The sequence below is a fragment of the Streptomyces sp. NRRL F-2580 genome, assembly GCF_000720115.1.
In the GTDB taxonomy this organism is placed as follows: domain Bacteria; phylum Actinomycetota; class Actinomycetes; order Streptomycetales; family Streptomycetaceae; genus Streptomyces.
This window is the reverse complement of record NZ_JOIR01000007.1, coordinates 146,022-166,442: the sequence shown is the minus strand read 5'-3', so window position 1 is coordinate 166,442 and position 20,421 is coordinate 146,022. Positions and strand designations below refer to the sequence as shown.

Below are 20,421 nucleotides of genomic sequence, written 5' to 3'. Positions count from 1 at the left end.
TCACCGCCGCCGTCGGTGACCGGTTCGGGGTTCCTGGTCTCGCTGTGGCTCCAGTACGTCCACGGCTACTCCCCCTTCGAAGCCGGCCTGCGCACCCTTCCCACCGCCCTCGCCATGCTCGGCAGCTCCCTCCTGACTCCGACGCTGATGCACCGAATCGGCGTACGGGCCTGCATGGCGATCGGCCTGGCCGGGCTGGTGGCCGGGTTCACCTTGCCGGCCCTGGCCCCGCAGCCGACCTCGTACGCCTACGGCGCCGTCTTCCTGGTCACCCTCGGCTTCAGCGACGGCCTCGCCGTCACCACCGCCGCCTCGGTGCTCGTCTCGGCGGCCCCTGCGGAGCGGGCCGGGCAGGCCGGGGCCGTGTCCGAGACCTCGTACGAGCTCGGCGTGGGCCTCGGCGTCGCGCTCCTCGGGTCCGTCCACGCGGCCGCTTACGCCGCACGGACGGCCGGTGCGCCGGCCCAGGCTGCGGAGTCGATCGGCGGGGCGGTCCCTACCAGGCCGGACGCGGGTCCCGCAGTTCCTTCGGGGTCTGCTCGGGCAGCCAGGTGTGCCCGACGTCCGTACGCCACAGGAAGCCGGGGCTCGGTGCGTACTCCGTGGTGGCCGGGGCCGGCTTGTGGAAGCGCTCCGTGCCCGGAAGCGGCACCTCCACCAGCCGCCCCTCACGGAACATCCACAGCCCGAAGCAGTCGTCCTCCTCGTCGTGGAGCATGACCTGCACGCACTCGGGCGAGTTCCACGGCAGTGCCTCCAGGTCCTTCAGGATCCCGGTGCGCTGGCTCTCCCGGTAGAACTCCAGGAACCACCCGCCGACGAACCAGCCGGGTATCCGCTCGAACCGGCCGCGCCAGCCGCGCGACTCGTCGTACCGCGTCAGCGGCTCCATCACCTCGTCCTCGTACCGGGCCAGCACGAGGACCTGCGCCATTCTGCTCATGGCCGGATTTCACCGTCCACGGCCCGGCACGGGCAAGTCCATTACCGGGGCGGCGGCCTCAGCACTTCTTGCCGTCCGCCGGCGCCTTGCCCTCCAGCAGGTAGCGGTTGATCGCGGTGTCGATGCAGTCGCTGCCGCGCCCGTACGCCGTGTGGCCGTCGCCGTCATAGGTGAGGAGGGTGCCCGAATCGAGCTGGCCGGCCAGCGCCTGCGCCCACTTGTACGGGGTCGCCGGGTCCCGCGTGGTGCCCACTACCACGATCGGCGGGGCGCCCTTCGCGGTCAGCTTCTCCGCCCTGCCCGTGGCCGCCACCGGCCAGTACGCGCAGTTGAGCGAGGCCCAGGCCAGACCCGCGCCGAAGACCGGGGAGGCCTTCTCGAAGGAGGGCAGCGCGGCATCGACCGCGGCCGGGTCCTGGAAGGCCGGGGGCTGGTCGAGGCAGTTCACGGCGGCGTTCGCGAACATCAGGTTGGCGTACTTGCCGTCCGCGTCGCGCTCGTAGTAGCTGTCGGCCAGGCTCAGCAGGCCCGATCCGTCGCCGTTCATCGCCGACGTGAGCGCCTCGCGCAGCTGCGGCCAGGCGCTCTCGTCGTACAGCGCCGCGATCACCCCGGTCGTGGCGAGGGACTCGCCGAGCGGGCGGTTCGCGTCCCCGCTGGGCACCGGCTGGGCGTCGACCTTGCGGAAGAACTCCTTCAGGCGCGCCGCCACGGCGTCCGGGTCGCCCTTGCCGAGCGGGCAGTCGGGCTGCTTCGCGCAGTCCGTGGCGAAGGAGGTGAAGGCCGTCTCGAACCCGGCCGTCTGATCCCGGTTCAGGTCGATCGCGGACCGGGAGGGATCCATCGCACCGTCCAGGACCAGCCGGCCGACGCGGTCCGGGAACAGGTCCGCGTACGTCGCCCCGAGGAAGGTGCCGTACGAGGCCCCGACGTAGTTGAGCTTCTTGTCGCCGAGCACGGCGCGCAGCAGGTCCATGTCGCGGGCGGCATCGACGGTGGAGACGTGCGGCAGCACCCGCTGCGAGCGCTCGTGGCAGCCGGCCGCGAACTTCTTGAAGGCGGCCACCAGCGCGGCCCGCTCGGCCTGGTCGTCCGGCGTCTGGTCCACCTGCGTGTACGCGTCCATGGCCGGGCCGGTCAGGCACTCGACGGGGCTGCTGCGGTCCACCCCGCGCGGGTCGAACGAGACCATGTCGTACCGGGCGCGGACCGGCGCGGGGTAGCCGATGCCCGCGTACGCCTGCAGGTAGCCGATGCCCGAGCCGCCCGGGCCGCCCGGGTTGACCACGAGCGAGCCGAGCCGCTTGCCGGGACCGGTGGCCACACGGCGCGCCACCGCGATGTCGACGTCCTGGCCGGAGCGGGGGTTCGCGTAGTCCAGGGGGGCCTTCATCGTGGAGCACTGGAATCCGGGGACACCGCATTGGCGCCAGGTCAGCTTCTGCTCGTAGTACGGGCGCAGCTCGGCCGCGTCGGGTGCCGGCCGGGCCGACCGCTTGCCGGACGCCGCCCCGGAGGACTCGTCGGCGTGCGGGGCGTCCGATCCGCCCGCGGCGGCGCGGGTGGCGTCCAGACCGCCCGAGGCGCACCCGGAGAGCAGCAGCCCGGCGGCTGCGATCACGGTCCCTGTCGTACGCAGCAGGCGGCTGGTGTCCATCCCCGGAGCGTACGGCTGCCGGAGGAGGCCGGGAGGCTCTTCTGCGGCGGACGGCTGCGGCCTTCCGTGGCCCCCGCCCGGCGCCGCACGGACCGGGCCCGTCCCGGCCGCGGCGGTCGGTCCGCCCATACGGGTGAGTCCGTCAACCGGGTGTGGACCCGGGGCGACGGCCGGGCAGCGGAAGGACGGCAGCCCAGCGGCGGCCCGACAGCGGCCCGGCGGCGGCCCAGCGGTGACCCGACGGCGGCCCGACAGCGGCCCGACAGCGGTCAGCCCGCGCGCAGGGACATCGTCATCGCCTCGACCGCGAGGAGGGGAGCCACGTTGCGGTCGAGGGCCTCCCGGCAGGCGATGATCGCCTCGATCCGGCGCAGGGTCCGCTCGGGACCCGAGGCCCGCGCGATCCGGTCGAGGTCGTGCCGTATCTCCTCGTTGGCGATGGCCACGGACGAGCCGAGCTGCAGGGCCAGGACGTCCCGGTAGAAACCGGTGAGGTCGGTCAGCGCGAGGTCGAGGGTGTCGCGCTGGGTCCTGGTGCGGCGGCGCTTCTGCCGGTCCTCCAGCTCCTTCATCACGCCCGCCGTGCCGCGCGGCATCCGGCTGCCGGCGCCCGCTCCGGCCCCGAGCGCGGCCCGCAGCTCCTCGGTCTCCTTGGTGTCGACCTCCTCCGCGACCTGCTTGGCGTCCTCGGCGGCGGCGTCCACCAGCTCTTGGGCGGCCTTGAGGCAGGCCCCGACGTCGTCCACCCGGAGCGGGAGCTTCAGGACCGTCGCCCTGCGCGCCCGGGCCTCCTCGTCGGTGGCCAGCCGACGGGCACGGTCGACGTGCCCCTGCGTGGCCCTGGCGGCGGCCAGGGCCAACGACGGCTCGACGCCGTCCCGCCGCACGAGCATGTCGGCGACGGCGGCGACCGAGGGGGTGCTGAGGTTGAGGTGGCGGCATCGGGAGCGGATGGTGGGCAGCACGTCCTCCACGGAGGGCGAGCACAGCAGCCAGACCGTACGGGGCGCGGGCTCCTCCACCGCCTTGAGCACCGCGTTGGCGGACTTCTCGTTCAGCCGCTCGGCGTCCTCGACCAGGATGACCTGCCAACGGCCCGTGGCGGGGGACGTGTAGGACTTGCGGACGGTGTCCCGCATGTCGGCGACGAGGATCTGGCTGCCGACCGCGACGACGGTGGAGACGTCCGCGTGCGTGCCGACCATCGTGGTGTGGCACCCGTCGCAGAACCCGCAGCCGGGCTCACCCCCGAGGGCGCGGTCGGGGCTGGTGCACTGCAGGGCGGCCGCGAAGGCCCGGGCGGCGGTGACCCGCCCGGCTCCGGGCGGCCCGGTGAACAGCCAGGCGTGGGTCATCTTGGACGCCGCGGGCGGGGCGGTGCCGTTCGTGATGGCCGTGACCAGGGCGTCGGCGTCGTGGGCGGCGGCGGCCAGCTGCGTCTGGATCCGCTCCTGTCCCACCAGGTCGTCCCATACGGGCATCCCGCCCACCACCTTTCACTCTCCGTGCACCCATTGTGGCGGGCGCCACTGACAATCCCGTCCCGCCGAGGTCAGCGGCGGCGGCGCGGTCCTCGTTCGCCCTCGTCGCCGTCCTCGTCGTCCCGGTGGCGGCCCAGCAGTTCGTCCGCCAGCGTCGGCAGATCGTCCAGCGGGGTCTCCTCGGCCCAGTCCGGGCGCTGCCGCTGCGGCCGGCCGTCCTCGCCGAGCACGGGCAGCTCCCGCGTCCGGTCGTTGGCCGAGTCCCGGAAGATGCCCGACGGCACCCGGTCGGCCGGGTCCTCCTCGGGGCGCCGGGCCGTAGGCCGCGAAGCGGACCGGGCCCGACCGGTACCTGCGCCTGCGCCTGCGCCGCCCTGCGGGGCGGCCGCCGGACGGACCGGCGGCAGCACCGCCGTCTCGTCGACCGGGCGAACGGGGGGCAGTACGGCCGTCTCCTCGGCGGACGCCCTGTCGACCTTCGGCACCGGGACGGTCTGGGTGACGTCATCCGGCTGGACGACCCGCTTGACCACCGGGGTCTCGACCGTCACCGCGTCGTCCGGGTGCGGCTCCTTCGTCATGGGCACCTTGGGAGCCGGAGCGGGCGCCGGAGCCGGAGCCGGTGCGGGGGCGGGCGCGGGAGCCGCCGCCGAAGCCGCAGCGGCCGCGGCCTTCGCCGCCGCCTCGGCCGACGCGGCCTCCACCAGCCGGCGTGCCTCCTCGGCCTTCAGCAGGGCCTCCTCGGCCCGCCGCTGCTTCTCCAGCCGCCGCTCCTCGGCCTCGGCCCGCAGCCGTGCCTCTTCCTCGGCCTGCCGGCGCAGCCGCTCGGCCTCCGCCGCGCGGGCCTTCTCCTCGGCCTCCGCGCGCAGCCGCTCGGCCTCGGCCCGGGCCCGGGCCTCCTCCTCGGCGCGCTGCCGCTCCTCGGCGGCCTTGCGCGCGGCCTCGGCCTCCGCCTTGATCCGTGCTTCCTCGGCCTCGCGGGCCAGCCGGGCCTCTTCCTCGGCCCGGAGCCGCGCTTCCTCGGCCTTGCGGGCCGCCTCTTCCTCGGCCTTGCGCCGGGCCTCCTCCTCGGCGAGGCGCCGGGCCTCCGCCTGGGCGGCAATCTCGGCCTCGGAGAGGGGGAGCATCCGGTCCAGGCGGTGCCGTACGACGGTGGTCACCGAGTCCGGGTCCTGGCCCGCGTCGACCACCAGGTAGCGCCCGGGGTCGGACGCGGCGAGCGTCAGGAACCCGGACCGCACCCGCTGGTGGAACTCCGCCGGCTCCGACTCCAGCCGGTCCGGCGCCTCCGTGAAGCGCTCCCGCGCCGCCTCCGGCGACACGTCGAGCAGGACGGTCAGGTTCGGCACGAGCCCGTCGGTCGCCCAGCGCGAGATCCGTGCGATCTCCGTCGGGGAGAGGTCGCGGCCGGCGCCCTGGTAGGCCACCGAGGAGTCGATGTAGCGGTCCGAGATGACGACCGCGCCGCGCTCCAGGGCCGGGCGCACCACGGTGTCCACGTGTTCCGCGCGGTCGGCGGCGTACAGCAGCGCCTCGGCGCGGTTCGAGAGTCCGGCGGAGGACACGTCGAGCAGGATCGAGCGGAGCCGCTTGCCCACGGGGGTCGCCCCGGGCTCGCGGGTCACGACGACCTCGTGGCCCTTGTCCCGTATCCAGGCGGCCAGCGCCTCGACCTGGGTGGACTTGCCGGCGCCGTCGCCGCCCTCCAGGGCGATGAAGAACCCGGTGTCGGACGCGGCCTGCACCGGCTCCCCGCCGCGCAGCGCCTCGCGCAGGTCGCGCCGCAGGGGTACGCCGCTGCGGTCGTCGGCCTTGGTGAGCACCACCACGGCCACCGGCAGCAGCAGGGCGCCGACCAGCATCAGGGTGAAGGCGGCGCCGCCGTGCGCGAAGACGACCTCGGCGCCGGTCAGCCGGTGCGGGCCGATCACCGCGGCCAGCGCCGGGGCGCCGACGGCGCCGAGCGCCACGGCCACCCGTACGACCGCCTGGAGGTGCTCGGTGACCCGGGCCCGGCGGAATTCCTCGGTCTCCTGGTCCAGCAGTGTGTGGCCGGCGTTGGCCGCGATGCCCGCGGCGACGCCGGCCAGCAGCGAGAGGAAGAGCACGGTCGCGGTGTCCGGGACGAGGCCGGTCAGCAGCAGCGCGAGCCCGGTCACCGCTATGGCGAGGGCCAGCAGCCGGCGCCGGGACAGGCCGGGCAGCACCTTGCCGGCCTGGGTGGCGCGGATTCCGACGGCGGTGCCACCGACCAGCGCGAGCACGAACAGCGCGAAGGCGGCCGGGCCGCCGCCCAGGTCGAAGGCGTGCAGGACGGCCACGGCCACGGCGCAGGACACCGCTCCGGCGACCGCGGCGCAGCTGAGGACCAGCAGGGGGACGGCGCCCGTACGGCCCTTGTCGGGCCGGTCGCCCGCCTTGGGGGCGCGCAGGCCCTCCAGCGGGGAACGCGGGCGCGGGGTCGCCCCGGTGGGCAGCACCAGTGGGAGCAGCAGTGAGACCGACGCGGCGAACAGTCCGGCGGCCACGTACGAGCCGAGGGCGGCCTGGTTCGCGGCGAACCAGTCCACGCCGAGGCCGAGCGCCTTGCCCACCAGGGTCGCGGCGAGCAGCGCGGCCGCCGCGACGGGGAGCGCCGCGAAAGCCGTACGCAGGGTCAGCCGCCGCAGCGCGTCCAGGTGGTCCGGGAGCGGCCGTACGCTCGCCCCCTCCGGGGGCGGCGCGGGCAGCAGGGCGGGCGCCGCGCTCTCCTTGGCGAGGGTCCACAGCCGCTCGGCGGCGCCGGAGACGAAGACGGTGGCCAGCAGCGCGGTGAGCGCGTGGGCGGGGATCCAGTCGAGCCAGAGCGGGGCGACGACGAAGAGGCCGATGCGGACTCCGTCGGCGCCGATCATCGTCCAGCGGCGGTCCAGCTTGCCGCCCGAGCCGAGGAGTCCGGCGAAGGGGCCGAGGAGGACTGCGCCGAAGAGCAGGGTGGCGAGGATCCGCACCCCGAAGACGGCGGCGACGGCGAGGGCCGCGCCGCGGTATCCGCCGCCGAAGGCGCCTTCCGTGGCCGCGGCCTGGAGGGCCAGCAGCACCAGCACCAGCAGGGCGAGGGCGTCTCCGATGCCGCTCACCAGCTGGGCGCTCCACAGCCGGCGCAGCCTGGGAGTGCGCAGCAGTGCGCGCACCGCACGCTCGCGGGAATCCGCGGCTAGGGCTTCGTCGTAGGTGGGGTTCGCCGGGGCGGTCACGACCGTTGGCTGCTCGGCTCGCGTCATCCGCCCAGCCTATCCGCTGCGCTTGGCGGGTGCGGAAGCCTGTGGACGAGGCCGGGTGTGACTCCGGACCCACCTTCCGGGGGCTCTGCCCCCGAGCCCCCGCGCCTCAAACGCCGGCGGGGCTGAAATCGAGAGCCCCCCGTGCCAGGCACGGGGGGCTCAGTGCGACCGACTACTCGTCCGCGGGAGCGACGGCGGCATTCTTGGCCACCGTCTTCTTCGCGGTCGTCTTCTTCGCGGTCGTCTTCTTGGCCGCAGTCGTCTTGGCCGCAGTCGTCTTCTTCGCGGCGGTCTTCGTCGCCGTCGCCTTCTTCGCCGGGGCCTTCTTGGCGGGGGCCTTCTTCGCCGTCTTCTTGGCCGGGCCCTTCGCGCGCTTCTCCGCGAGCAGCTCGTAGCCCCGCTCCGGCGTGATGGTCTCGACGTCGTCGTCCCGCCTCAGCGTCGCGTTCGTCTCGCCGTCCGTCACGTACGGCCCGAAGCGGCCGTCCTTGACGACCACCGGCTTCTCGCTGACCGGGTCCGTGCCCAGTTCCTTCAGCGGCGGCTTGGCCGCGGCGCGGCCCCGCTGCTTCGGCTGCGCGTAGATCGCGAGCGCCTCGTCGAGCGTGATCGAGAAGAGCTGGTCCTCGGTCTCCAGGGACCGCGAGTCCGTGCCCTTCTTCAGGTACGGGCCGTAGCGGCCGTTCTGGGCCGTGATCTCCACGCCCTCCGCGTCCGCGCCGACGACGCGCGGCAGCGACATCAGCTTCAGCGCCTCGTCCAGGGTCACCGTGTCGAGGGACATCGACTGGAAGAGCGAGGCCGTGCGCGGCTTGACCGCGTTCTTGCCCGTCTTCGGGGTGCCCTCGGGCAGGATCTCCGTCACGTACGGCCCGTAGCGGCCGTCCTTGGCCACGATCTCGTTGCCGCTGACCGGGTCCTTGCCGAGCTCGAACTCGCCGCTCGGCTTCGCGAACAGCTCCTCCGCGTACTCGACCGTCAGCTCGTCCGGAGCCATGTCGTCCGGCACGTCGGCCCGCTGGTGGCCCTCCGCGTCCTTCTCGCCCCGCTCCACGTACGGCCCGTAGCGGCCGACCCGCAGCACGATGCCCTCGCCGACCGGGAAGGAGGAGATCTCCCGGGCGTCGATCGCGCCCAGGTCCGTGACCAGCTCCTTCAGACCGCCGAGCGCGTCACCGTCGGCCGGGACGACCTCGGTGGCGTCCTCCGAGCCGAAGTAGAAGCGCTTCAGCCACGGCACGGACTGGGCCTCGCCCCGTGCGATGCGGTCGAGGTCGTCCTCCATCTTCGCGGTGAAGTCGTAGTCGACGAGCCGGCCGAAGTGCGTCTCCAGCAGGTTGACCACGGCGAACGACAGGAAGGACGGCACGAGCGCCGTGCCCTTCTTGAAGACGTACCCGCGGTCGAGGATCGTGCCGATGATCGACGCGTACGTCGACGGGCGGCCGATCTCGCGCTCTTCGAGCTCCTTGACCAGCGAGGCCTCGGTGTAGCGGGCCGGCGGCTTGGTCGAGTGCCCGTCCGCCGTGATCTCCTCGGCGGCGAGCGCGTCGCCCTCCGCGACCTGCGGCAGCCGCTTCTCGCGGTCGTCGAGCTCGGCGTTCGGGTCGTCCGCGCCCTCGACGTACGCCTTCATGAAGCCGTGGAAGGTGATCGTCTTGCCGGAGGCGGTGAACTCGGCGTCCCGGCCGTCGGCTGCCCGGCCACCGATCTTCACGGTGACGCTGTTGCCGACCGCGTCCTTCATCTGGGAGGCGACGGTCCGCTTCCAGATCAGCTCGTACAGGCGGAACTGGTCGCCCGTCAGACCCGTCTCGGCCGGCGTGCGGAAACGATCACCCGAAGGCCGGATCGCCTCGTGCGCCTCCTGCGCGTTCTTGACCTTGCCGGCGTAGACGCGCGGCTTCTCCGGCAGGTAGTCGGCCCCGTACAGCTGGGTGACCTGCGCCCGCGCCGCCGACACCGCGGTGTCGGACAGCGTGGTGGAGTCGGTACGCATATAGGTGATGAAGCCGTTCTCGTACAGCTTCTGCGCCACCTGCATCGTCGCCTTCGCACCGAAGCCCAGCTTGCGCGAGGCCTCCTGCTGGAGCGTCGTCGTACGGAAGGGGGCGTACGGGGAACGGCGGTACGGCTTGGACTCGACCGAGCGGACGGCGAACGAGGTGTCCGCCAGCGCCGCGGCGAGCGCCCGGGCGTTCGCCTCGTCGAGGTGCAGCACCTCGCTCTTGAGCTGCCCGTTCGAGCCGAAGTCGCGGCCCTGCGCCACGCGCTTGCCGTCCACCGTGTTCAGGCGGGCGACCAGCGTCGAGGGGTCGGACGCGTCACCGGCGCGCCCGGTGGAGAAGGTTCCGGTCAGGTCCCAGTACTCGGCGGAGCGGAAGGCGATGCGCTCGCGCTCCCGCTCGACGACGAGGCGGGTGGCGACGGACTGGACGCGCCCGGCCGACAGCCGAGGCATGACCTTCTTCCACAGGACCGGCGAGACCTCGTAGCCGTAGAGGCGGTCGAGGATGCGGCGGGTCTCCTGGGCGTCGACCATGCGCTGGTTCAGCTCGCGCGGGTTGGCGACGGCGTCGCGGATCGCGTCCTTGGTGATCTCGTGGAAGACCATCCGGTGGACGGGGACCTTGGGCTTGAGGACTTCCTGCAGGTGCCACGCGATGGCTTCGCCCTCGCGGTCCTCATCGGTGGCGAGGAAGAGTTCGTCGGACTCGGCCAGCAGCTCCTTGAGCTTCCTGACCTGGGCCTTCTTGTCGGCGTTGACGACGTAGATGGGCGCGAAGTCGTGCTCGACGTCCACGCCGAGACGGCGGACCTCGCCGGTGTACTTGTCGGGAACCTCGGCCGCGCCGTTCGGGAGGTCGCGGATGTGCCCGACGCTCGCCTCGACGACGTATCCCGGGCCGAGGTAGCCCTTGATCGTCTTCGCCTTGGCTGGGGACTCGACGATGACGAGTCGGCGGCCGCCCTTTGCGGTCTCGCTAGTCGGGGACAACTTGGCTCTTCTCTCCGGTCGGCACTCGGTCGCAGTACGGCGACGCTGCGGAGTGTGACGGTACAACCCGCCCCCGTGTCAAACGGCAGAAGCCCGCAACGGCCACTCGAACGGTAACCCGACAAGTGCCGTTTCTGCCGCCCGGATGCCGCGCCGGGGCGTTCCCGATCACCGGGCCGGGTGGCCGCGGGGCCGTCTGGCCCCGCTCCCGCACCCCTTCCCACGTCGGCTTTTCCGGCCGGATCGGGGCTGGACCGGGCCCTCGTACGGACCCTCGCACTCCGGTGTCAGAGCCGGGCGGGGCACCACGCCCCGAGGGCCGGCGAGCCCCCGCCGGCGAGCAGGATCAGCGGTACCGCCACGACGGGGCGCACGCCCTCGGCCACCGGCTCGCGGTGCAGGGCGCGCGCCCCCGTCCAGGCCAGCAGAGCGGCCCCGAACAGCAGGAACACGGCCGCCGCGAAGATCGCCGGACCGTTCTCCACGCCGCTCCCCTTACCCCTGGGCCACCCTCGGGATTCCCCCCGGAACCCCGCTGCGCAGGAGACTGCCGGCCCCGGGGGTACGGCGGGCGAACCCCGGGTTACATCCCGGTGCCGCTACCGCGCGGGGCCCCGCCCCGGCTCCAGGAATCCCTGCTCGACCAGCATCCGGATGGACCCGGGCGTCCGGTCCCGCAGCACCACCGGGTCCTCCTGCACCAGCTGCGCGATCGCGTCCAGGATCCGGCCCGCGGTCAGTGAGCCGTCACACACTCCGGCGAAGCCCGCGCCGACCGTGTCGACCTTGGTGGCGCGCCGCATCCCGCGGTTCTGCCGGAGCACGACGTGCTCGGGGTCCTCCGCGCCGGGCGCGCCGACCTGCTCCTGCACCACTTCCTCGGCCAGCACGAAGTACGCCTCCAGCAGAGCCGCGTCATCGTGTTCCCGCAGGTAGTCCTGGCGGGCGAAGTGGGCGAGCACCGCCTCGCCGAGCGGCTGCTCCACCGTGTGCGGCCACTCCTCGACCACGATCGAGGGCTCGGCGGCGTCCGACCGGCGCAAGGTGATCCAGCCGAAGCCGACGGACTTCGTCTTGCGGGCCTCGAACTCGTCCAGCCAGTCCTCGTACCGCCGCGCGTACTCCTCGGGGTCGGTCCGGTGGTCGCCCGCGTCGCGCAGCCACAGCTCCGCGTACTGCGTCACGTCCTGCACGTCACGCTGCACGATCCAGGCGTCGCAGCCGCGCGGCACCCAGGAGCGCAGCCGGTCGCGCCAGTCCTCGCCCTCGACGTGCTGCCAGTTGCCGAGGAACTGCGCGTACCCGCCCGGGTTGAGCCGCGCTCCGGCCTCCTGGACCAAGGTCCGGCACAGGTCGTCGCCGCCCATTCCGCCGTCCCGGTACGTCAGCCGGGCGCCCGGGGAGATCACGAACGGCGGGTTCGACACGATCAGGTCGTACGTCGCCTCGCCGACAGGTTCGAAGAGTGACCCGGTGAGCAGCTCGGCCTCCGGGGCGCCCGACAGGGCCAGCGTCAGACGGGTGAAGGCCAGGGCGCGCGGGTTGACGTCGGTGGCGGTGACCCGGGTGGCGTGCCGGGAGGCGTGCAGCGCCTGGATGCCCGATCCGGTGCCGACGTCGAGGGCGGAGTCGACGGGGGTGCGGACGGTGATCCCGGCCAGCGTCGTGGAGGCACCGCCGACGCCGAGGACCACCCCCTCCTCGCGGCTGCCGATCCCGCCGGCCCCGCCGACGGCGCAGCCGAGGTCGGACACGATGAACCAGTCCTCGCCGTCCGGGCCGCCGTACGGGCGCACGTCGACGGTCGCGTGCACCTCGTCGCCCTCCAGCCGGAGCCAGCCGTCGGCCAGGGCCGCGTCGACGGGCAGCGCGGCGGCGGCGTGCACGTACGGCTCGGGCTGCTGGAGCAGGAACAGCCGGACCAGGCTCGCGAGCGGGCCGTCGCCGGCGCCACGGGTGGCGCGCAGGGCGGGGACCGTCTCACTGCGGGCCAGGGCGGCGTAGGCGGGGGCGCCGAGCAGGTCGAGCAGTCCGTCGGCGGTGAAACCGGCGGCCAGCAGGGCACTGCGGAGTTCGGCGGCATGGGCGGACGTGGGGAGGCTGGTGGTACTCACGCGTCCATTGTGTCCGCTGGGGCCCGTCCTGCCGATCAGCCGGGCCCCGTACGTACGAAAGGGCGGCCGCGGCCCCTTCCGGGACCCCGGCCGCCCTGATCGGACGCCCTACTTCGGCGTGGGCGACGGCGCCGCGACCTGACAGCCCTTCTGGGCGTTGATCGCCTTGTCCAGGCCGCCCGCGTTGAGCGTGGCGAGGGCGTCCTGGCCGCCCTTCGTCGCCTCCTGGAGGCCGCCGGCGACCTCCTTCAGGCCGTCGGCGAACTTCGTCTGCTCCTTGGGGTCGAGGGCGTCCATCTTCGTCTTCAGGTCGGCGTACCCCTTGGACGTCGCCTCGAAGCCCTTGGCGGCCGCCTCCTGGGTCGCCGCGCCGTCCTTGACCGGCGGAACTCCCGCCGACTGCAGGGCGGCCCCCATGGTCTTGTACGACTCCGACATGGTCGCGAAAGCCGCGGAATCGGTCTGCTGGACCTCCTCGGGCTTGCTGCTCTCCGTCGCCACGCGCTTGATGTCGGCGTTGGCGGTCTCGATCTTCTTGAGTTCGGGCTGCCACTTGTCGCAGACCTTCTTGGCCCAGGCGCTGGCCTTCTCGTCGGTCTCGTCCCCGCCGCAGCCGGACAGGACGAGCATCAGCACCGCACCGCCCGACAATGCGGCCGCAAGCTTCTTGTTCACCGGATTGGTCCCTTCGAAGGCTCTCGGCCCGGAAGATACACGTCTGCCATCCGGGCACGCACAAAGGCGGACAGACGACGCGTCAGTCCGCGCTGCCTGTCCGCCCTTCGGGCGTACGGCCGGCCCTGCCCGGCCCCGCCCGTCCTGCTGCCGGGACCTCGGGTCAGGAGACCGTCGCGGGGTCGGCCGGCTGGGCCACCCGCTCGGCGGCTCCGCCCTCGGTCTCGTCGCCGACCGCGATGCCGCGGCGCTTGGAGACGTACACCGCGCCGACGATGACGGCGATCGCGAGGACCGCGACGATCGCCCGCACGGTCGGGTTGGTGTCCGGGCCGTAGCTGAACTGCACGACCGCGGGGGCGATCAGCAGCGCCACCAGGTTCATGACCTTGAGCAGCGGGTTGATCGCGGGACCGGCGGTGTCCTTGAACGGGTCGCCGACCGTGTCGCCGATGACGACCGCGGCGTGGGCCTCGCTGCCCTTGCCGCCGTGGTGGCCGTCCTCGACGAGCTTCTTCGCGTTGTCCCACGCGCCGCCGGAGTTGGCGAGGAAGACCGCCATCAGCGTGCCCGTGCCGATGGCGCCGGCGAGGAAGGAGCCGAGCGCGCCCACGCCGAGGGAGAAGCCCACGGCGATCGGGGTGAGGACGGCGAGCAGGCCGGGCGTGGCGAGCTCGCGCAGCGCGTCCTTGGTGCAGATGTCGACGACGCGCCCGTACTCGGGCTTCTCGGTGTAGTCCATGATCCCGGGGTGCTCGCGGAACTGGCGGCGCACCTCGTAGACCACGGCGCCCGCGGAGCGGGAGACCGCGTTGATGGCCAGGCCGGAGAACAGGAACACGACCGCCGCGCCCAGGATCAGCCCGACCAGGTTGTTGGGCTGCGCGATGTCCAGGCTGAGGTTCATCTCCCCGGCCTTGGCCCCGACTTCCCTGACCGCGGTGGCGATCGCGTCGTTGTACGAGCCGAAGAGCGCGGCCGCGGCGAGCACGGCCGTGGCGATGGCGATGCCCTTGGTGATGGCCTTGGTGGTGTTGCCCACGGCGTCCAGGTCGGTCAGGACCTGCGCACCGGCGCCCTCGACGTCTCCGGACATCTCGGCGATGCCCTGGGCGTTGTCGGAGACGGGTCCGAAGGTGTCCATGGCGACGATGACGCCGACGGTGGTGAGCAGGCCGGTGCCGGCCAGGGCCACCGCGAACAGCGCGAGCATGATCGACGTACCGCCGAGCAGGAACGCGCCGTAGACGCCGAGACCGATGAGCAGCGCCGTGTAGACGGCGGACTCCAGGCCGACGGAGATGCCGGCGAGGACGACGGTGGCCGCGCCGGTCAGGGAGGACTTGCCGATGTCCCGGACGGGACGGCGGTTGGTCTCCGTGAAGTAGCCGGTCAGCTGCTGGATCAGGGCCGCCAGCACGATGCCGATGGCGACGGCGACGACGGCCAGGATCCGCGGGTCACCGGAGTGATTGGAGATCGCCGGGTCCTCGACGCCGACGAGCTCCTTGTAGGTGGCCGGCAGGTAGGCGTAGACGGCGATCGCGACCAGCACCAGGGAGATCACGGCGGAGATGAAGAAGCCGCGGTTGATGGCGGTCATGCCGCTGCGGTCGGAGCGTCGCGGGGAGACCGCGAAGATGCCGATCATCGCGGTGATGACGCCGATCGCGGGGACGATCAGCGGGAAGGCGAGACCCAGGTCGCCGAAGGCGGCCTTGCCGAGGATGAGCGCGGCCACGAGGGTGACGGCGTAGGACTCGAAGAGGTCGGCCGCCATTCCGGCGCAGTCTCCGACGTTGTCGCCCACGTTGTCGGCGATGGTCGCGGCATTGCGCGGGTCGTCCTCCGGAATGCCCTGCTCGACCTTGCCGACCAGGTCGGCGCCGACGTCGGCGGCCTTGGTGAAGATGCCGCCGCCCACGCGCATGAACATCGCGATCAGGGCGGCGCCGAGACCGAAGCCCTCCAGGACCTTCGGGGCGTCGGCGGCGTAGACCAGCACGACGCAGGAGGCGCCGAGCAGGCCGAGGCCGACGGTGAACATGCCGACCACGCCACCCGTGCGGAAGGCGATCTTCATCGCCTTGTGGGAGACCTCGGTCAGGTCCTTGGCGGGCTCTCCCTCGGCCGGGGTCGCCTCCCGCGCGGCGGCGGCGACGCGGACGTTGGCGCGGACCGCGAGACGCATGCCGATGTAGCCGGTGGCCGCCGAGAAGAGGGCGCCCACGAGGAAGAAGGCGGAACGTCCCGCCCGCTGCGTCCAGTCGTCTGCGGGGAGCAGGAAGAGCAGGAAGAAGACCACGACGGCGAAGACGCCGAGGGTGCGCAGCTGCCGGCCGAGGTAGGCGTTGGCGCCTTCCTGGACGGCCGCGGCGATCTTCTTCATGCTGTCGGTTCCCTCGTCGGCGGCGAGGACCTGGCGGACCAGGATCTGCGCGACGACGAGTGCGGCGAGTGCCACGGCCGCAATGACGATCACGATGAGCCGATTGTCATCGGTGAGTACTGCGGATGCCAGATCTGTGGTGCGATCCGGCGCGATAGGGGTGAAGAGCCCCGTCATTCGTCCTCCTTGACGTGATGAGCTCAAGATGTGGACGGATTGTAGGGAGCGCACCCCGATCAAAACAGTGGGCAGGAAACGCAATTGGCGTGCTCTTGCTCCTCAGCAATAGATCGCGTCACTCCATTACCCTCGAAAGTGGTAATGGGGCAAAGGCATTGACGGCCGGTCATTGATCCAGCGAAATGAAAAAGGCCCTGCTCAGCAGGGCCTTGATAAAGATCGGAAGATATGACGGGCCGTCGCCCGGGGATCTTACGGAAGGTCGGAGGACCCGGAGACGGGCCAGCTCATCCGGATCGTCCCGCCCGATTCGCCACTGGTCACCTCGACGTCGTCGACGAGCCCGCTGATCACGGCGAGGCCCATCTCGTCCTCCGTGTCGGTGTCGGGGTCCAGGGCGGCGTCGAGTCCGGACACGGCCTCGCCGGAGCCGCCGCCCGGCGCCGGCACCTCGTCACCGACCTCGATGGAGAACGACTTGTCCTCCTCGGTCAGGATCACCCGGACGGGCCCGGTCAGCCCGTAACTGCGATGGAGTCCGACGGCACGCGAGCAGGCCTCGCCCACGGCGAGGCGGACCTCGTCGAGGACGGCTTCCTCCACACCGGCCCGGCGCGCCACGGCGGCCGCGACGAGGCGGGCCGTCCGGACGTGTTCGGGCTGGGCGCTGAAGCGCAGTTCAACGGTGGCCATGCGCGTCCCCCTCGGACTACGGGCGTGCCTTGACAGGGGCCCGGGCCATCCATGGCCCGGTACCCCTGCTCTCCTTGCCGGCTCTCGGCCGCCCGAAGGCTGCCGGGAGCCGCCCGGAGACGTCAGTCGGTGGCGTTGACGGCGTCTTCCACCGTGGTGTGGATCGGGAACACCTTGGTCAGACCGGTGATGCGGAAGATCTTCAGGATGCGCTCCTGATTGCACACCAGGCGCAGCGAACCCTCGTGCGCACGGACGCGCTTGAGACCTCCCACCAGCACACCAAGTCCGGTGGAGTCGAGGAAGTCCACTCGCTCCATGTCGACAACCAGGTGGTAGCTGCCGTCGTTCACCAACTCGACCAACTGCTCGCGCAGCTTGGGCGCGGTATACACATCAATCTCGCCACCGACCTCCACGACCGTACGGTCGCCGACAGTGCGAGTCGACAGGGACAGGTCCACGGATCCTCCAGCACCTTGCTATCGAGCGGCGCCCCCTAGGGGCCTCCCCACCCGAAGGTAGGCGAGGGATTGGCTGCCGCGATGGCATTCAATCACTTACCGGCAGGCGCGCACGACGCCTTCGGACCATTGTCCCGCACGCCGGTGACACACTCGGTTCCAATGGCCAATACTCACGGTCCCGGACGGCCCAAGCCACCCGTGGACCCAAGACCCACTCCCGGCGAGGTCCTGGACCGCCTGTCACGGGGGCCTTCCCGAGCTGCGCGCATCACCCATACGGAGCACTTGCCCCCTCGAGCGGGCCGTCATGCAGTCTGGCCCGATCGCATCCGAACGGATGTCGTAGCCGCGATCCAGGCCGCAGGCATCGACCATCCGTGGGAGCACCAGGCCGCGGCGGCCGAGCACGCCCTGGACGGCGAGTCGGTGGTCGTCGCCACCGGCACCGCCTCGGGCAAGTCCCTGGCCTACCTCGCGCCCGTGCTCTCCGCCCTCGCGGACGGCGCCGAGGCCCCGAACGGCAGGGGCGCCACCGCCCTGTACCTGGCCCCCACCAAGGCCCTGGCGGCCGACCAGCGGCGGGCCGTACGGGAACTGGCCGCCCCACTGGGCAACGCCGTACGCCCCGCGGTCTACGACGGGGACACGCCCGTCGAGGAACGCGAGTGGGTGCGCCAGTACGCGAACTACGTCCTGACCAACCCCGACATGCTGCACCGCGGGATCCTCCCGGCCCACCCGCGCTGGTCCTCCTTCCTGCGGGCCCTGCGCTACGTCGTGATCGACGAGTGCCACACCTACCGCGGGGTATTCGGCTCCCACGTGGCCCAGGTCCTGCGCCGGCTGCGGCGGCTGTGCGCCCGCTACGGCTCCGAACCGGTCTTCCTGCTGGCCTCCGCCACGGCCAGCGACCCCGCGGCCGCCGCGTCCCGGCTGACCGGCGTACGGGTGATCGAGATCACTGACGACGCCTCTCCGCGCGGCGAGGTGGTCTTCGCCCTGTGGGAGCCGCCGCTCCTCACCGAGCTGCGCGGCGAGAAGGGCGCTCCCGTACGCCGTACGGCCACCGCGGAGACCGCCGACCTGCTGACCGACCTGGTGGTCCAGGGGGTTCGCACGGTCGCCTTCGTCCGCTCCCGGCGCGGCGCGGAGCTGATCTCGGTGATCACCCAGGAGCGGCTCGCCCAGGTGGACCGCTCCCTGGCCCGGCGGGTCGCGGCCTACCGGGGCGGCTATCTGCCCGAGGAGCGCCGGGCCCTGGAGCGGGCCCTGCACTCCGGCGAGCTGCTGGGGCTGGCCGCCACGACAGCCCTGGAGCTGGGCGTGGACGTCTCCGGGCTGGACGCCGTACTGATCACCGGGTACCCCGGCACGAGGGCCTCCCTGTGGCAGCAGGCCGGCCGCGCGGGGCGGGCCGGCCAGGGCGCCCTGGCCGTGCTGATCGCCCGCGACGACCCACTGGACACCTACCTCGTCCACCATCCCGAGGCGCTGTTCCGCCAACCGGTGGAGGCCACCGTCCTGGACCCCGACAACCCGTACGTCCTCGCCCCCCACCTGTGCGCTGCGGCGGCCGAGCTGCCGCTGACGGAAGCCGACCTGGACCTCTTCGGCCCGGCGACCGAAGAACTCCTCCCCCAGCTGGAAGCGGCGAAGCTGCTGCGCCGCCGGGCGACCGCCTGGCACTGGACCCGCCGGGAACGGGCCTCGGACCTGACCGACATCCGGGGCGGCGGCGGCCGCCCGGTGCAGATCGTCGAGGCCGCCACCGGCCGGCTGCTGGGCACGGTCGACGAGTCCGCCGCCCACACCGCCGTCCACGACGGGGCCGTCCACCTCCACCAAGGCCGCACGTATCTCGTGAAACACCTGGACTTGGAGGGTTCGGCGGCCCTCGTGGAGGAGGCCGATCCGCCCTTCTCCACCACCGCCCGCGACACCACCTCCATCTCCATCCTGGAGACCGAGACCGAGATCCCGTGGGGCTCGGCCCGGCTCTGCTTCGGCTCCGTCGAGGTCACCAACCAGGTCGTCTCCTATCTGCGCCGCAAACTGATCACCGGCGAGGTCCTGGGCGAGGCGAAACTGGACCTGCCGCCCCGCATCCTGCGCACCCGGGCCGTGTGGTGGACGGTGACCGAGGACCAGCTCGACGAGGCCCGGATCAACCCGGAGATCCTCGGCGGAGCCCTGCACGCCGCCGAGCACGCCTCCATCGGCATGCTTCCGCTGTTCGCCACCTGCGACCGCTGGGACATCGGCGGCGTCTCCGTGCCGCTGCATCCCGACACCCTCCTCCCCACGGTCTTCGTCTACGACGGCCACCCCGGCGGCGCCGGCTTCGCGGAGCGGGCCTTCCACACCGCCGCCGCCTGGCTGACGGCGACCCGTGACGCGATCGCCGCCTGCGAGTGCGAGGCCGGCTGCCCTTCCTGCATCCAGTCCCCCAAATGCGGCAACGGCAACGACCCCCTCCACAAACGCGGTGCCATCCGCCTCCTCACCCGGCTCCTCGCCGAATCCCCACCGCCCCCGCCCACCGAGCCACCCACTGACTCCGCCCATCGGCCCTGACGCAGGCCCTGAACCGGGCCCTGGCGCCTCGTGGGGTCCGGCCCGGGCCCCTGGCCCGGCCTCACTCCGGCGACGCCCGAGGCGGGCCCGCACGGGCCGCGACGGCGGGGGTGAAGGGGCCCGCCGCCACCCGGGCCGTCACCTCGGCGACCTCTCCGTGGAGACGGCAGCCGGCGAGCGCCGCCTCCTGAGCCCGGGCCACCCGCAGCGCCGTGGCACAGGCGGTCTCCGGTCCGTGCGCCCACGTGGCCGCCGCCGCGAGGGCCGCGAGATCCGCGGCCGAAGCCGCCCGGTGCCGGGCCACTACGGCCTGGCCGAGCAGCAGCACCCCGCCGAACACCGCCCCCAGCACCGTGGCCACCAGGGCCGCCCAGACCGTGGCGGAGCCCCGGTCCCGGCTCACGGCGGCGGCCCCACGCTGTCCTCGGCCAGGGCCACCGCCTGCGCCCCGAGCCGTACGGGCAGCCCGCCCGGCCCCGGCGCGGGCGCCGCCACCCGGACCCGCCACAGGTCGCCCACCCGCTCCAGCTCCACCCGCGCCCCCGGCGGCGCTGCCTCCTTGGCCGCCGCCACGGCCACCCCGGCCGGCTCCGAGCGGGACACCGCCCGGGCGCCGGCCCGAGCAGCGTCCACACACCTGATCTGCGCGGCCGCCGCCATCAGGGCCCACACCAGCAGCGCCGCGAACAGCACCAGCGCCGGGATCACGAGGGCGGCCTCGGCCGTCACATATCCCCGGTCCCCGATTTTCCGGCGCGCCGACGACTTCCCCTCAGAAGGGCACATCGAGCGCCTTCCCGATGGTCGACTGAAGGGCCGTCGCGACGACTTCGCTCGTCACCACCTTGTAGAGAACGGCCGCGAATGCGCAGGCCGCGATCGTGCCCATGGCGTATTCCGAGGTGGACATCCCCGCGTCGTCCCCGCGACGGGTCAGTGCCGTCCGCAGCCGAAACCAGATGATCCTCATGGCATACCTCCTGTTGA

Annotated in this window: 15 protein-coding genes and 1 pseudogene; 2 read left to right on the top strand and 14 right to left on the bottom strand. The window is 72.8% G+C overall.

All coding sequences use genetic code 11. The features are described 5' to 3' along the window. Positions 1-15: 15 nt before the first annotated feature. A pseudogene (locus IF88_RS47720) lies at positions 16-390 on the top strand (MFS transporter); the annotation flags it as partial. 106 nt (positions 391-496) lie between these two features. Here the strand turns inward: IF88_RS47720 and IF88_RS0109990 are convergent. From IF88_RS0109990 to bldG, 11 genes are all read right to left on the bottom strand, one after another. Further along, the gene (locus tag IF88_RS0109990; protein WP_030709427.1) at positions 497-943 is read right to left on the bottom strand and encodes a hypothetical protein; all 447 of its coding nucleotides are present in this window, start codon (positions 941-943) and stop codon (positions 497-499) included. A gap of 58 nt (positions 944-1,001) precedes the next feature. Then, the gene (locus IF88_RS0109985) at positions 1,002-2,600 is read right to left on the bottom strand and encodes an alpha/beta hydrolase (protein WP_030709424.1); all 1,599 of its coding nucleotides are present in this window, start codon (positions 2,598-2,600) and stop codon (positions 1,002-1,004) included. A gap of 269 nt (positions 2,601-2,869) precedes the next feature. Next, positions 2,870-4,081: a DNA polymerase III subunit delta' gene (locus tag IF88_RS0109980; RefSeq protein ID WP_030709419.1), complete on the bottom strand. Its 1,212-nt coding sequence runs from the start codon at positions 4,079-4,081 to the stop codon at positions 2,870-2,872. Between the two features lie 71 nt (positions 4,082-4,152). Further along, the gene (tmk, locus tag IF88_RS0109975) at positions 4,153-7,344 is read right to left on the bottom strand and encodes a dTMP kinase (RefSeq protein WP_030709417.1); all 3,192 of its coding nucleotides are present in this window, start codon (positions 7,342-7,344) and stop codon (positions 4,153-4,155) included. A gap of 172 nt (positions 7,345-7,516) precedes the next feature. Further along, entirely contained in the window at positions 7,517-10,342 is a 2,826-nt protein-coding gene (gene topA / locus IF88_RS0109970) for a type I DNA topoisomerase (protein ID WP_030709415.1), read from the bottom strand. Between the two features lie 287 nt (positions 10,343-10,629). Continuing rightward, the gene (locus tag IF88_RS0109965; protein ID WP_030709413.1) at positions 10,630-10,827 is read right to left on the bottom strand and encodes a hypothetical protein; all 198 of its coding nucleotides are present in this window, start codon (positions 10,825-10,827) and stop codon (positions 10,630-10,632) included. A 114-nt stretch (positions 10,828-10,941) separates the two neighbouring features. Continuing rightward, entirely contained in the window at positions 10,942-12,456 is a 1,515-nt protein-coding gene (locus IF88_RS0109960) for a DUF7059 domain-containing protein (protein WP_030709411.1), read from the bottom strand. Positions 12,457-12,564: 108 nt separating this feature from the next. Then, a complete protein-coding gene (locus tag IF88_RS0109955; RefSeq protein ID WP_037805627.1) occupies positions 12,565-13,131 on the bottom strand; it encodes a hypothetical protein in 567 nt (188 codons plus the stop codon). A gap of 163 nt (positions 13,132-13,294) precedes the next feature. Further along, on the bottom strand, positions 13,295-15,697 hold the full coding sequence (locus tag IF88_RS0109950; protein WP_030709409.1) for a sodium-translocating pyrophosphatase: 2,403 nt from the start codon (positions 15,695-15,697) through the stop codon (positions 13,295-13,297). Positions 15,698-15,952: 255 nt separating this feature from the next. Beyond that, a complete protein-coding gene (locus tag IF88_RS0109945) occupies positions 15,953-16,393 on the bottom strand; it encodes an ATP-binding protein (protein WP_030709408.1) in 441 nt (146 codons plus the stop codon). 122 nt (positions 16,394-16,515) lie between these two features. Next, positions 16,516-16,857, bottom strand: coding sequence for an anti-sigma factor antagonist BldG (gene bldG / locus IF88_RS0109940; protein ID WP_008743037.1), 342 nt, complete (start codon positions 16,855-16,857; stop codon positions 16,516-16,518). A gap of 81 nt (positions 16,858-16,938) precedes the next feature. Between bldG and IF88_RS0109935 the strand changes: the two genes are divergently transcribed. After that, a complete protein-coding gene (locus tag IF88_RS0109935) occupies positions 16,939-19,434 on the top strand; it encodes a DEAD/DEAH box helicase (protein WP_051836674.1) in 2,496 nt (831 codons plus the stop codon). A gap of 61 nt (positions 19,435-19,495) precedes the next feature. Here IF88_RS0109935 and IF88_RS43340 read toward each other — a convergent pair whose 3' ends face one another. From IF88_RS43340 to IF88_RS0109920, 3 genes are read right to left on the bottom strand one after another with little or no spacing between them, the layout of a single operon-like run. Then, entirely contained in the window at positions 19,496-19,837 is a 342-nt protein-coding gene (locus IF88_RS43340; protein WP_030709405.1) for an Rv3654c family TadE-like protein, read from the bottom strand. Continuing rightward, positions 19,834-20,163 carry a TadE family type IV pilus minor pilin gene (locus IF88_RS45325; RefSeq protein WP_030709403.1) on the bottom strand — a complete coding sequence of 110 codons (330 nt, stop codon included), beginning with the start codon at positions 20,161-20,163 and terminating at the stop codon, positions 19,834-19,836. The genes IF88_RS43340 and IF88_RS45325 overlap by 4 nt, the downstream gene beginning before the upstream one ends. A gap of 43 nt (positions 20,164-20,206) precedes the next feature. Beyond that, on the bottom strand, positions 20,207-20,404 hold the full coding sequence (locus tag IF88_RS0109920) for a DUF4244 domain-containing protein (protein ID WP_030709401.1): 198 nt from the start codon (positions 20,402-20,404) through the stop codon (positions 20,207-20,209). Positions 20,405-20,421: the final 17 nt, after the last annotated feature.

Bases quoted from the DNA above. Each gene is read 5' to 3' on its own strand.
- IF88_RS0109990 (WP_030709427.1), bottom strand. From the start codon at position 943: ATGAGCAGAATGGCGCAGGTCCTCGTGCTGGCCCGGTACGAGGACGAG.
- IF88_RS0109985 (WP_030709424.1), bottom strand. From the start codon at position 2,600: ATGGACACCAGCCGCCTGCTGCGTACGACAGGGACCGTGATCGCAGCC.
- IF88_RS0109980 (WP_030709419.1), bottom strand. From the start codon at position 4,081: ATGCCCGTATGGGACGACCTGGTGGGACAGGAGCGGATCCAGACGCAG.
- tmk (WP_030709417.1), bottom strand. From the start codon at position 7,344: ATGACGCGAGCCGAGCAGCCAACGGTCGTGACCGCCCCGGCGAACCCC.
- IF88_RS0109950 (WP_030709409.1), bottom strand. From the start codon at position 15,697: ATGACGGGGCTCTTCACCCCTATCGCGCCGGATCGCACCACAGATCTG.
- IF88_RS0109945 (WP_030709408.1), bottom strand. From the start codon at position 16,393: ATGGCCACCGTTGAACTGCGCTTCAGCGCCCAGCCCGAACACGTCCGG.
- IF88_RS0109935 (WP_051836674.1), top strand. From the start codon at position 16,939: ATGGCATTCAATCACTTACCGGCAGGCGCGCACGACGCCTTCGGACCA.
- IF88_RS0109920 (WP_030709401.1), bottom strand. From the start codon at position 20,404: ATGAGGATCATCTGGTTTCGGCTGCGGACGGCACTGACCCGTCGCGGG.